The organism is Stenotrophomonas lactitubi (assembly GCF_002803515.1).
Classification (GTDB): domain Bacteria; phylum Pseudomonadota; class Gammaproteobacteria; order Xanthomonadales; family Xanthomonadaceae; genus Stenotrophomonas; species Stenotrophomonas lactitubi.
This window is the reverse complement of the sequence record NZ_PHQX01000001.1, coordinates 937,370-950,117: the sequence shown is the minus strand read 5'-3', so window position 1 is coordinate 950,117 and position 12,748 is coordinate 937,370. Positions and strand designations below refer to the sequence as shown.

Annotated in this window: 12 protein-coding genes; 9 read left to right on the top strand and 3 right to left on the bottom strand. The window is 67.2% G+C overall.

The genetic code is table 11. The features are described from left to right. Nucleotides 1-26: 26 nt before the first annotated feature. From pstC to rnt, 9 genes are all read left to right on the top strand, one after another. Entirely contained in the window at nucleotides 27-995 is a 969-nt protein-coding gene (pstC, locus tag CR156_RS04455) for a phosphate ABC transporter permease subunit PstC (RefSeq protein WP_033830733.1), read from the top strand. Next, nucleotides 995-1,858: a phosphate ABC transporter permease PstA gene (pstA, locus tag CR156_RS04450; protein ID WP_089239920.1), complete on the top strand. Its 864-nt coding sequence runs from the start codon at nucleotides 995-997 to the stop codon at nucleotides 1,856-1,858. Before pstC ends, pstA begins: the two co-directional genes overlap by 1 nt. A gap of 19 nt (nucleotides 1,859-1,877) precedes the next feature. Beyond that, entirely contained in the window at nucleotides 1,878-2,708 is an 831-nt protein-coding gene (gene pstB / locus CR156_RS04445; protein ID WP_025875381.1) for a phosphate ABC transporter ATP-binding protein PstB, read from the top strand. 65 nt (nucleotides 2,709-2,773) lie between these two features. Beyond that, complete coding sequence (phoU, locus tag CR156_RS04440; RefSeq protein WP_100552044.1) at nucleotides 2,774-3,481, top strand: phosphate signaling complex protein PhoU; 708 nt, start codon at nucleotides 2,774-2,776, stop codon at nucleotides 3,479-3,481. Between the two features lie 180 nt (nucleotides 3,482-3,661). After that, nucleotides 3,662-4,012 carry an HvfA family oxazolone/thioamide-modified RiPP metallophore gene (locus CR156_RS04435; protein WP_100552043.1) on the top strand — a complete coding sequence of 117 codons (351 nt, stop codon included), beginning with the start codon at nucleotides 3,662-3,664 and terminating at the stop codon, nucleotides 4,010-4,012. Beyond that, nucleotides 3,999-4,874: an HvfB family MNIO-type RiPP peptide maturase gene (locus CR156_RS04430; protein WP_100552042.1), complete on the top strand. Its 876-nt coding sequence runs from the start codon at nucleotides 3,999-4,001 to the stop codon at nucleotides 4,872-4,874. Before CR156_RS04435 ends, CR156_RS04430 begins: the two co-directional genes overlap by 14 nt. Next, the gene (locus tag CR156_RS04425) at nucleotides 4,867-5,622 is read left to right on the top strand and encodes an HvfC family RiPP maturation protein (protein ID WP_100554075.1); all 756 of its coding nucleotides are present in this window, start codon (nucleotides 4,867-4,869) and stop codon (nucleotides 5,620-5,622) included. Before CR156_RS04430 ends, CR156_RS04425 begins: the two co-directional genes overlap by 8 nt. Before the next feature lie 23 nt (nucleotides 5,623-5,645). Further along, nucleotides 5,646-6,167, top strand: coding sequence for an HvfX family Cu-binding RiPP maturation protein (locus CR156_RS04420; protein WP_100552041.1), 522 nt, complete (start codon nucleotides 5,646-5,648; stop codon nucleotides 6,165-6,167). A 157-nt stretch (nucleotides 6,168-6,324) separates the two neighbouring features. Next, nucleotides 6,325-6,909, top strand: a complete 585-nt coding sequence (rnt, locus tag CR156_RS04415; protein ID WP_032951815.1) for a ribonuclease T — start codon at nucleotides 6,325-6,327, stop codon at nucleotides 6,907-6,909. A 288-nt stretch (nucleotides 6,910-7,197) separates the two neighbouring features. On the opposite strand, the gene CR156_RS04410 is transcribed toward rnt, so the two are convergent. The 3 genes from CR156_RS04410 to CR156_RS04400 all read right to left on the bottom strand — a co-directional run bounded on the left by CR156_RS04410 (nucleotide 7,198) and on the right by CR156_RS04400 (nucleotide 12,554). After that, a complete protein-coding gene (locus CR156_RS04410) occupies nucleotides 7,198-10,218 on the bottom strand; it encodes a ligand-binding sensor domain-containing diguanylate cyclase (protein ID WP_100552040.1) in 3,021 nt (1,006 codons plus the stop codon). Nucleotides 10,219-10,427: 209 nt separating this feature from the next. Further along, complete coding sequence (locus CR156_RS04405) at nucleotides 10,428-11,819, bottom strand: ATP-binding protein (RefSeq protein WP_100552039.1); 1,392 nt, start codon at nucleotides 11,817-11,819, stop codon at nucleotides 10,428-10,430. A 6-nt stretch (nucleotides 11,820-11,825) separates the two neighbouring features. Continuing rightward, nucleotides 11,826-12,554 (bottom strand): response regulator, encoded by a 729-nt coding sequence (locus tag CR156_RS04400; RefSeq protein ID WP_025875399.1) that lies wholly within the window; start codon nucleotides 12,552-12,554, stop codon nucleotides 11,826-11,828. Nucleotides 12,555-12,748: the final 194 nt, after the last annotated feature.

Below are 12,748 nucleotides of genomic sequence, written 5' to 3'. Positions count from 1 at the left end.
CGCCCCTTCCTGGCCCTGCCGTCCCCATGAATGCCATCGCCCAGCCTGTAGCCGCCCCGTCCACGCGTGATACGCGTGATGCCCGCAACGACAAACTGTTCCGATGGGTGCTGGTCGGCACCGTCATCTTCGTCCTGATCGCACTGGCCTGCGCCGCACTGTCGATGCTGTGGGGTGGTCGCCACGCCCTGCAGGTGCAGGGCCTGAGCTTCTTCTTCTCTTCCGACTGGAATCCGGTCGAAAACAAGTTCGGCGCCCTCGCCCCGATCTACGGCACCCTGGTCACCGCGCTGATCGCGATGGTCATCGCCGTGCCGGTGAGCTTCGGCATCGCCTTCTTCCTCACCGAAGTGGCACCGCGCTGGCTGCGGGGTCCGGTCGGTACCGCCATCGAACTGCTGGCGGGCATTCCCTCGATCATCTACGGCATGTGGGGCCTGTTCGTGCTGGTGCCGGTGATGACCGAGTACGTCACCCCGTTCCTCAACGAAACCCTGGGCGAATGGCCGATCATCGGTCCGGTTTTCCAGGGCCCGCCGCTGGGCATCGGGATGCTCACCGCCGGCTTCGTGCTGGCGATCATGGTCATCCCCTTCATCTCCTCGGTGATGCGCGAAGTGTTCCTGACCGTGCCGACGCGCCTGAAGGAATCGGCCTACGCGCTGGGTTCCACCAAGTGGGAAGTGAGCTGGGACATCGTGCTGCCCTACACCCGCTCGGCGGTGATCGGTGGCGTGTTCCTCGGCCTCGGCCGCGCACTGGGCGAGACGATGGCGGTGGCCTTCGTGATCGGCAACAGCGTGCGCCTGTCGCCGTCGCTGCTGGAACCGGGCACTACCATCGCCGCGCTGATCGCCAACGACTTCGGCGAGGCCACTGAAACCTACCGCTCGGCGCTGCTGCTGCTCGGCTTCGTCCTCTTCATCGTCACCTTCGTGGTGCTCGCCATCGCCCGCCTGATGCTGATGCGCCTGTCCCGCAAGGAGGGCAACTGATGTCCAGCACCGCTGACTCCCTGTACCTGCGCCGCCGCATCGGCAATGTCATCGCCATCGCGATGTCCTGCGCCACTGCGCTGTTCGGCCTGTTCTTCCTCGGCTGGATCCTGTTCACCCTGGCCTCCAAGGGCCTGGCCGGCATCAACCTGGACCTGTTCACCAAGATGACACCGCCGCCGATGCAGGAAGGCGGTCTTGCCAATGCCTTCTTCGGCAGTGCGGTGATGTGTGCACTGGCGATCGGCATCGGCACCCCGCTGGGCGTGCTGGCCGGCACCTGGCTGGCCGAGTACGGCAACGCCCGCAAGGCCGGCACCGTGGTCCGCTTCGTCAACGACATCCTGCTGTCGGCGCCGTCCATCGTGCTGGGCCTGTTCGTCTACACCCTGTACGTGATGCAGACCGGCGGCAGCTTCTCCGCGTTCGCAGGTGCGCTGTCGCTGGCCTTCATCGTGCTGCCGGTGGTGGTGCGTACCACCGACGAGATGCTGCGCCTGGTGCCTTCGCAGATGCGCGAAGCCGCCCTGTCGCTGGGCATCCCGCAGTGGAAGGTGATCGTGCAGGTGCTGTACCGCAGTGCCTCGGCCGGCATCATCACCGGCATCCTGCTGGCGCTGGCCCGCATTTCCGGCGAGACCGCACCGCTGCTGTTCACCGCGTTCGGCAACCAGTACTGGAACAGCAACGTGTTCCAGCCGATGGCCTCGGTGCCGGTGGTGATGAACCAGTTCGCCGGCAGCCCGTACGAATCCTGGCAGGTGCTGGCCTGGGCAGGTGCCCTGGTGCTGACTGTCTTCGTGTTGCTGGTCAGCCTCGCCGCTCGCGGCTTCCTGCTGCGCAACCGTATCTCCCATGACTGACCTTTCCGTGGATACCGCCATGAACGACCTTTCCAACGCCGTGCCGATGCAGCGCATCGTGGTGCCGGCCTCGCACGAGAACCTGCACGCTCCGGCACCGGTCAAGCTCGCCGCGCGTGGACTGGACTTCTACTACGACAAGTTCCATGCCCTGAAGGGCATCAACCTGGAGATCCCGGAAAAGCGCGTGACCGCGCTGATCGGTCCCTCCGGTTGTGGCAAGTCGACCCTGCTACGCATCTTCAACCGCATCTACGCGCTGTACCCGAAGCTGGAAGCGCGCGGTGAGGTGATCCTCGACGGCGAGAACATCCTGTCGCCGAAGTATCCGATGAACCGCCTGCGCAGCAAGGTCGGCATGGTGTTCCAGAAGCCGGTGCCGTTCCCGATGACCATCTTCGAGAACGTGGCCTACGGCATCCGCCACCACGAGAAGCTGTCCAAGGCGGACATGGCCGACCGTGTCGAGCACGCACTGCGCCAGGGCGCACTGTGGGACGAAGTGAAGGACAAGCTCAACCAGAGCGCGCTGGGCCTGTCCGGTGGCCAGCAGCAGCGTCTGTGCATCGCCCGTGCCGTGGCCCTGCGGCCGTCGGTGCTGCTGCTGGACGAGCCGACCTCGGCGCTGGATCCGATCTCCACCAGCCGCATCGAACAGCTGGTGGAAGAACTGAAGCACGAGTACACCATCGTGATCGTCACCCACAACATGCAGCAGGCTGCACGCGTGTCCGATTACACCGCCTTCATGTACCTGGGCGACCTGATCGAGCACGACCGCACCGAAGTGATCTTCTCGCAGCCGTCCAAGCAGCAGACCGAGGATTACATCACCGGTCGCTTTGGCTGATCGGCGCTGACGCTTCGCCACATGTCCCAGCCAGGCGCGGCCTGGCTCTACCTGGATTGCAGAACATGAACCTTCCCAACGACCACATCGTCAAAAGCTACGACGAAGAGCAGCAGCGCCTGGTGGCCGAAATCGTGCGCATGGGCGAGATGGCCGTCGCCCAGCTGGAGGCGTCGATGGACGTCATCGAGAAGCGCGACGAGAACGCCGCCCATCGCATCATCGCCAACGATGAAGCAATCGACGCGCTGGAACAGCAGATCAGCCACGACGTGATGCGCCTGGCGCTGCGTGGCCCGATGGCACGCGACCTGCGCGAAATTCTTGCCGGCCTGCGCATTCCGGCCGATATCGAACGCATCGGTGACTACGCGGCCAACGTCGCCAAGCGCTCCATCGCGCTGGGCAAGGTGCCGCCGCTGCCGCAGATCCAGGGCCTGCGTTCCCTCGGCCGCCTTGCAGCGCAGCAGGTCCGCCGCGCCATCGCCGCGTACCGCGACAACGATGCCGATGCCGCGCTTGAACTGCGCGAGGACGACGCTCGCCTGGATGCGCAGTACACCGCGCTGTTCCGCGAGCTGCTGACCTACATGATGGAAGACCCGCGCAACATCACCCCGTGCACCCATCTGCTGTTCATGGCCAAGAACCTGGAACGCGTGGGTGACCACGCCACCAACATCGCCGAGAACGTGTGGTTCCTGGTGCACGGCGAACAGCCGCTGCCGCCGCGCCAGAAGCGCGATGAGACGTCCAGCGCCGGCGATATCTGATACTGCACTGCAACACCGGATTCGACTCCAGGGTGGCCGCTGTCCTCGCGACAGCGGCCTTTTTGTTGGCGTTGTAATACTTCTCACGAAAATTTGAATTCCCGGCGAGGATTCGTTGAGTAGGATCGCTGCACCATCGCTTCACCACGGGCACCCGCCCACCACCCAGGAGCACGACCGATGAGCACCTCCAACAAGACCCTGTCCCTACTGACCGCCACCGCCCTGGCCGCAGGCCTCGGCATGACCGCCTCCGCCTCGGCCCTGAGCATGAGCGATCTCGCCCAGGGCTATCTGGTTGCCGGCCAGGCAGCCAAGGCCACCGACGCGAAGGCGGCCGATGCGAAATCCGCCGACGCGGCCAAGCATGCAGAAGGCAAGTGTGGCGCCGACGGCAAGAGCGCTGAGGGCAAGTGCGGCGGCGACAAGGGCAAGGCAGCGGCCGGTACCGACGCCAAGGCCAAGACCGGCGGCGACAAGAAGTCGGCCGAAGGCAAGTGCGGCGAAGGCAAGTGCGGTGCCAAGCACTGACGTCCGCACCGGCGTCGTCCACCCGCGGTCGCCGCTTCCCGCGGCGGCCGTGGGCCTGGGCCTGCGCCGCGCCCTCCTTCAGGACCTGCGCGATGCACCGGCCGGCGATTTCGATTTCCTCGAGTGCGCGCCGGAGAACTGGATCGGTGTCGGTGGCCCCGCCGGTGACGCGCTGGCCGAACTGGCGGCGCGCCATCCATTGAGCTGCCATGGCCTGTCGTTGTCACTGGGCGGCAGCGCAGCGCTGGATACCCAGCTGCTGGCGCAGGTGGGTACGTTTCTTGAACGCCACCGGGTGCCGCTGTACAGCGAACACCTGAGCTACTGCAGCGACGAGGGCCATCTGTACGACCTGTTGCCGATTCCATTCACCGATGAAGCGGTACGCCACACCGCTGCACGCATCGCCCGCGTGCAGGACATTCTCGGCCGCCGCATCGCCGTGGAAAACGTGTCGTACTACCTGGCGCCGGAACCGATGATGGACGAACTGGCCTTCACCAATGCGGTGCTGGCCGAGGCCGACTGCGATCTGCTGCTGGACGTCAACAACGTGTACGTCAATGCCTGCAACCACGGCTACGACGCGGATACCTTCATTGCCGGCCTGCCCGCGCAGCGCATCGTCTGCCTGCACGTCGCCGGGCACCTGGACGACACTCCGGACCTGAAGATCGACACCCACGGCAGCCCGGTAATCGACCCGGTGTGGGATCTGCTGGCGCGTACCTACGCCCGCATCGGCCCGCGCCCTACGCTGCTCGAGCGCGACTTCAATTTCCCGCCTTACGCCGAGCTGCGGGATGAACTGCAGACCATCCACCGCCTGCAGGCCGTGCATGCCGGAGCCGCCCATGGCTGATGCCCCCGAACGACTGCGCGCGCAGCAGCACGCGTTCACCGCCCACCTGCGCGACCCGGCGCAGGTACCGGCGCCGCCCGGCATGGACCCGCGCCGGGTGGCGGTGTACGAACGCCTGCTGTTCAACAATCTGCTGGGATTGTTGAGCAACGGCTTCCCGGTCTGCGTGCGCCTGCTGGGCGAACCGGCCTGGAGTGCGCTGGTGCGCCACTATTTCGCCAGCCACCGTTGCCACACCCCGTTGTTCACCGAGCTGGCTGCCGAGTTCGTGCAGTGGCTGCAGGTGCAACCGGAACTGCCGCATCCGGCGCTGGCCGAGCTGGCCCATTACGAGTGGGTGGAGACTGCGCTGTACCAGCTGCAGGCTGATCCGCTGCCGGAACCGGGCGACATCGATCCGTTGCAGGTACCGTTGCAGCGCTCGCCACTGGCCTGGCCGCTGCTGTATCGCTGGCCGGTGCATCAACTGGGTAGCGACGATGCAGCGTCGCAACCGCCAGCAGAGCCCACCGGCCTGCTGGTACGGCGCGATGCCGATGGCGCAGTGCGCTTTGCCACCCTGACCAGCCTGGCGGTGCATCTGCTGACCCTGATCGGCGAGGCGCCCGGGGCCACCGGCCAACAACAGCTGCAGCAACTGGCCGTCCTGCACCACCTCGATCCCGAGACCCTGGCCGCCCCGGGTGCGCAACTGCTGCAGCAGTTCCTGCGTGCCGGCGTGATCGGTCCGCTCTCCGCTTCACCCTGACGCCCCTTCCAGGAGATTCACCGATGAAGACCCCGATCCTGGCCGCAACCCGCGGCCAGCTGGACCGTTTCGCCCCGTGGTTGGCCCCGCTTGGCCTGCGCCTGCTGCTTGCCTGGGAATTCTTCGAATCCGGGCGCGAGAAGCTGCACGGCGAGAACTGGTTCGCCGACCTGCAGGGCGCGTTCCCGTTCCCCTTCGACCAGTTGCCCGCCGCGCTGAACTGGCAGTTGGCCACCTGGTTCGAACTGGTGGGCGCAGCGTGCCTGCTGTTCGGCTTTGGCACCCGCTTTGCCGCCGCCAGCCTGCTGGTGCTGACGGTCGTGGCAACGTACGCGGTGCACTGGCCGGCCGAATGGAGCTCGCTGGGCGATCTGGCGATGGGCTATGCGATCAGCGACCAGGGCTTTGGCAACTTCAAACTGCCACTGCTGTTCATGGCGATGCTGCTGCCGCTGCTGTTCACCGGCGCCGGGCGCCTGAGCGTGGATGCCGTGCTGGCACGCTGGTATCCGTCGCCCCCCACGGCGCAGCCCGCGGTCCGGTAGACGCCGACCTTGCTCGGCGCACAGTGTGCCAACCAAGGTTGGCACCTACCGGGATCCCGGGCGCTCAGGGTCGCTCTGCTAGAATCCGCACATGACTGACCCCACTTCCGCACCTGCCGCCGCCCCTGTTTCCGACGTACCCCAGGCGCAGCGCGCGATGTCACAACGCTTCCGCGGCTTCCTGCCGGTGGTGGTGGATGTTGAAACCGGCGGCTTCGACAGCCAGCGCAACGCGCTGCTGGAAATCGCTGCCGTGCCGATCGAGATGGACGAGAACGGCCTGCTCTACCCCGGCCAGACCGCCAGCGCCCATGTGGTGCCTGCCGAGGGTCTGGAGATCGACCCGAAGTCGCTGGAAGTAACCGGCATCATCCTCGACCATCCGTTCCGGCTGGCCAAGGAAGAGAAGGCCGCGCTCGATCACGTCTTCACTCCGGTGCGCGCGGCGATGAAGAAGTACGGCTGCCAGCGCGCGATCCTGGTCGGCCACAACGCCCATTTCGACCTGGGCTTCGTCAACGCGGCCGTCGCCCGTACCGGGCACAAGCGCAATCCGTTCCATCCGTTCAGCGTGTTCGATACGGTCACCCTGGCGGGTATCGCCTACGGTCAGACCGTGCTGGCGCGCGCGGCCACGGCGGCCGGGCTGGGCTGGGATGCCAACGAGGCACACAGCGCGGTGTACGACACCGAGCAGACGGCGCGGTTGTTCTGCACGATCGCCAACGCCTGGCCGCGGTAAGACGACCAACGGCGGAGCCCCTCGTGGCGGGCTGACAGCGATTCCGGTTAAGGCCGGGCGGGTGGACTGCGCAGGGGACGCTGCAAGTACGTCCCTGTAAGCTCGGTCGCCGCATCCATGCGGCTCACGCCCCTGCGCAGCCCACCCGCCCGGCCACGGACACGTTGCTGGGCGCCACGGAAAGATCAGAAAAACGGGAGCAACAGCGGGTCGCTGCGCTCGATGGGTGCCGACCGTTGGTACGGCACTCCAGTAGATCCACGCCATGCGTGGATGCTTCGCACTTGATCAACCGATACTCGTACGATCGCGGCCGTCGCTCTTCGCGCGGTACAGCGCACGGTCGGCGCGCTGGTACAGCAGCGCCGGGGTGCGGTCGTCGCCATCCAGTTCCACCAGGCCGGCACTGAAGGTCACTCTCAGACCGGGTATGCCAGCCCAGTCCGGGTGGTCATGGAACAGGCCACGCAGGCGCGCACACAGTTGCGCTGCCTCCTCCAGCCGGGTGTCGTTGAGCAGCAGCGCGAATTCTTCGCCGCCGGTGCGTGCCGGCAGGTCCGAATCGCGGCTGGCCGCTGCGATCACCTGGGCCACTTCCACCAGTACCGCATCACCAATGCTGTGGCTGTGCTGGTCGTTGACGTCCTTGAAGTGGTCGATGTCCAGCACCACCAGGCACAGCGGGTGGCCGCTGCGCTGGGCGCGGGCGAAGTCGCGGGCCAGCGCCTCGTCGAAACCGCGACGATTGGCCAACCGGGTCAGCGCGTCCTCGCGGGCCTGTCGTTCGAATGCCTCGGCCTGCCGCGCCAGGCGCTCGGCCAGCTCGGTCTTTTCCTGGTTCAACGCCTGCAGGTGAACGGTCTGCGCCTGCAGGTCGAAGGTTGCCTCATCCACGCGCCGTGCCAGGCGCAGGTTGCTGGCCTTGTACTGCTGCAGCAGGAAACGGTACAGCGCTACCAGCGCGGCCAGCAGCACCAGCCCGGTCAGCGCCTGCACGCTGCGCCGCTGCCACCAGAACGGCTCGACGGTGAAGCTCCACACCGCTTCCTGATGGCCCCAGCTGCCACCCGGGTGCGAGGCGGCCACGTGCAGCGTGTAGTCGCCCGGCGGCAGGCCGACGAACTCCACGCTGCGCTGCGGGCCACGCTCCACCCAGCCGTTGTCCAGCCCCTCCAGCCGCGTGCGGTAGCGGATGCGGTCGGACATCAGATAGCTCAGGCCCACGTAGCTCACCGCAAGCCGTCGCCCACCGGGAATCAGGTTGCGCTCGCGGCCTTCCCAGTGCACCGGCGCACCGTCCACCTGCACGTTCTCGATCGCCGCAGGCGGCGCCGGACGCTCGCGGAAGCGCTGCAGCCGCTGCGGATCGACCGTGCTCAGGCCACCGGCAGTCACTACCCAGAACGTGCTGTCCTGGCGCAGGATCGCCGAGGGTCCGGAGCTGCCGTTGGCCTGCGCATTGGCCATGCCGTCGATTTCGTTGTAACGCTCCACGGTTACCCGCGGCGCGCGTCCGTCGGCCACGGCGTTGAGCGTTGCCATATCGGTACGCAGCACACCGCGGTTGCTGCTGATCCACACATTGCCCAGTCGGTCGGGCACCAGCTGGAACACCGCATCCACCGGCATGCCCTGCTCCAGGCCCACGCGCGCCAGCGTGCCGCGCTGCCAGCGATACAGCCCACGGTCACTGCTGATCCACATCGCATCGCCGATCTGGTGGAACCCGAACACGCTGCGGCCACCGCCCAGCGGCGCCAGGTCGATCGACTGCACCCGATCACCACGCAGCACGCGGACGCCTTCGATGGTGCCGATCCACAGATTTCCCTGGTGATCGTGTTCCAGCGCGGTGGTCAGGCCTGCCGGCATGCCCGCAATCGTGGGCACGGTTACCTTGTCACCCTCGATACGGACCACGCCCTTCTGCGTCCCCGCCCAGACCACGCCGTCAGGCGCGATGCTGATCGCACGGATGTTGCCGCCGGGCAGGCCATCGGCCGCCGCGTAGTTGTGGCGAAGGCGTCCATCGGCGTGCAAGCGGTAGATGCCGTCGCCGAAGGTACCCACCCACAGATCGCCGCCGGCATCCTGGGCCAGGCTCAGTACCGAGGGCGCCTTGCCACCGCGGTTGTGCAGCGGCATCGCGCGGAATCGACCGTCGGCGGTCTGCAGGTCCAGGCCGCTGGCACTGCCCACCCACAGGCGGCGATCACGGTCTTCGAGCACCGTGCGCACGTAGTCGCCGCTGAGGCCGTCGCGTTCGGTGTAGCTGCTGAACAGGGTTTCGCGCAGGCGATACAGGCCGCCGTTGGCACCCACCCAGATGCTGCCCTCGGCATCCTCGCGCAGGCTGACCACACGCCCGCCGGGCAGGTTCAGACCGGCCGGCAGGCGCTCCAGGCCATGCGCCGAAATGCGCAGCAGGCCCTGGTTCTCGGTACCCAGCCACAGGTCGCCATGGCGGTCCTGCAGCATCGCGGTCAAGTGCAGCTGGCCGGGCAGCCGGTGCACCAGCACCAGGCGATCATCCTCCACCCGGTACAGGCGCTCGCCCGCGACGATCCAGAGCGCACCATCGGGTGCGCGGTAGGGCCACGACAGCCCCTTGTCCACGCCCCAGGCCGCCGGCGCGCGCTGCAGCACGCCGTCGTTGTCACGCAGCACCAGGCCGTCGAGGGTGCCGATCCAGACCCGGTCCTGTGCGTCGACCGCCATCTTGGTGAAACTCATCGCCAGCGGCAGGTCCGGCGGTGGACGCTGGTAGACGATGCCCTTGTCCGGGGTCAGATAGGCGATGCCCTTGCCTTCATACAGCAGCCACAGGCGTCCCTGGCTGTCCATCTGCATGGACTGGATCAGTACCTGTGGCGTATCCGGTTGATGCTCCCAGACCCGCCACTGGCCATCGCTGCCGCGGTGGCTGACATTGCCCCGCGAGTCGCTGATCCACAGCCCGCCCTGCGGATCGACCAGCAGCGCGCCGATGCCGTTGTCGCGCAGCCCCGGCCGCGTGCTGCGGTCGAACACGGTGAAATCCAGGCCGTTGTAGCGCACCAGGCCTTCCCAGGTGGCGAACCACAGGTGGCCTTCCGGGGTCTGCGCGATGTCGCGCAGCGAGTTGTGCGGCAGACCATTGCGCGAGGTCCACACGTCGATGGCGTAGTCGCGCAGCGGCGGCGCGCCACTCTGCGCAGCCAGCGGCGCGGCCATCGCCAGCAGCAGCCACAGCACGCCCAGTCGCAGCAGGCGACCGATCCTTTCCGCGTGGCGCCCCGCCCGGCGCCTGCCCGCCCCCTGCCCGCCCATCAGCGCAGCGGCGGCGGCCAGCTGCGGATGCCGGTGGCGGCAGCAGACGCGAACGGGGACAGCCGCACCGCGCAGGGCGGCATGCCGGCAGGAACAGGCAGGCTCATCGGACGAAGAATGGGGAAGTACGCAGATGATAGGGCAAACCCCACCATTGGCGTCACCGCGACCGGGCCTGCCCGGCGCAACCGGGTCGGGGATCGTCGCTGCTACCGGGCCTCGGCGCTGGTCGACCACTGCACCACTGCTTCCAGCCCGCCTTCGGGGCGGTTGCGCAGCCACAACCGCCCGCCGTCCTTTTCGGCCAGCGCGCGGGCGATGGTCAGGCCCAGGCCGGCACCGCCGGTCTCGCGCGAACGTGAGGTCTCCACCCGCACGAACGGGTCGAACACCGCTTCCAGCTGGTCATCCGCCAGCCCCGGGCCATCATCGGCGATGACCACCGTGATCGTGCCCTCGCCGCGCTCGACACGTACCCGGGCGCGTTGCGCGTACATCACCGCGTTGTCCACCAGGTTGGAGAACAAGCGATGCATCGCCAACGGGCGCAGCATCAGCACCGCGCCGCTGCGGCCTTCGAAGACGACGTCGGCACCGTCCTCGGCAGTGTCCTCGACGATGCTCTCCAGCAGCGAATCCAGGTCCAGCGCGGCGCGCTGTTCGGCACTCTCCGCACTGCGGGCCAGTTCCAGGCCCTCGCGTACCAGTGCCTGCATCGCTGCCAGATCGCCGATCAGGCGCTCGCGCAAGGTCTCGTCGGTCACGTTTTCCAGGCGCAGGCGCAGCCGGGTCAGCGGCGTCTGCAGGTCGTGGGTGATCGCGGCCAGCATCTGCGTACGTTCGGCCAGGTGACGCTGCAGCCGATGCTGCATGGCATTGAAGGCCTCGGCGGCGCGCTGCACCTCGCGTGGCCCGCGCAGCGGCAATGGCGCCCGCTGCAGGTCATCGCCCAGGTCCTCGGCAGCGGCCGCCAGCTCCTGCAGCGGCGCACTGGCCATGCGTGCGACCACATACGCCAGCACGGCAATGGCCAGCACCAGCAGGGTCAGGAACAGCGGGTCCACGGCGAGGATGCCGTTGTGCGCGATCGCCGGTGAATCCAGGGCGAGCTTCAGCAGCGTGCCGTCGTTGAGCACCACGTCCACCGCCCGGCACTTGGGTGGGATGAAGGTGGGATCGCGTTCGCGTGGCGGCTTGCGGTGGCCCGGCGGCGGCGGTGGCAGCAGGTCCTGCAGCTTGGGAATGCACGAACGGAACGAGGCGAAGTGCACATGTGCCCGTGACACCGGGCCGGGGCGGTCCTCCAGCACTTCCATCAGCGCCTTGTCGGCGCGCCCGATGCGCGCGCCGGGCTGCAGTGCGCGCACGCTGGGGCCACCGATCTCCAACAGCCGCTCGCGCAGTTCCGGGTTGCCGTCCAGCAGGTTGATGTAGCCCTGCAGCCGGTCGGCAATGCGGTTCAGGTTCTGCCGCTCGAATTCCTGCTGCCGCTTGGAACTGGCCAGCATGGTCGCGCCGATCGCGGCCACGCTCATCCCCAGCAGCAGGATCACGAACAGCCGTCCGACCATCGAGGACAGGAAGTGGCGCAGGCGATTCATCGCGGCTTATTCCAGGTTGACGGCCGAGGCCAGCACATAGCCTTCATTGCGCACGGTCTTGATCAGGCCATCGGGGCCACCGTCATCGGCCAGCTTGTTGCGCAGCCGGCTGACCTGCAGGTCGATGGCGCGGTCCTGCGCTTCATAGTTGCGGCCGCTGCTGAGGGCCACCAGCTGCTCGCGCGAGAGCACCTTGTTGGCATGTGCGATGAACACCCGCAGCAGGCGGAACTCGGCGCCGGACAGCACCACCACGCGCCCGTCCGGGTCGACCAGGTGGCGATGCTCCAGGTCGAAAATCCAGCGCGAGAAACGCGCACGGCGCACCGCCAGCGGTTCCAGGTTGGCCGGCAGCGCTTCGGTACGACGCAGCACGTTGCGGATGCGTGCCAGCAGTTCGCGCGGTTCGAACGGCTTGGCCAGGTAGTCGTCTGCACCCATTTCCAGGCCGAGCACGCGGTCGATCGGCTCGGCGCGCGCGGTGAGCATGATCACCGGCGTGTTCGAGCGCGCGCGGAGGTCGCGGCACAGGGTCAGGCCATCTTCGCGTGGCAGGTTGAGGTCGAGCACGATCAGGTCCACGTGTTCGCGTTCCAGCAGCTGGCGCATGCTGGTGCCATCGGCGGCGGTGCTGACCTGGTAGCCAGCGCGGCCAAGCTGCTCGGCCAGCAGGGTGCGGATATCGTTGTCGTCATCGACGATCAGCAAACGGTGCATCGGGTTTTCAGTCTCCATGTCGCGAATCATCCCGTGTCGGCAGCTGAACCGCATCCAGGCCAATACGTACCACTGTATCCCCCGCAGTGCGGGATACCTGCTGATACGCAGTCTCGGCGACAGTGTTACATAGAGACACACCCCGAGGATTGAGCACAGCGTCGCTCGATCTTCACAATGCCCACCAACGCCGCCACTGCGGCCCCCAGAGT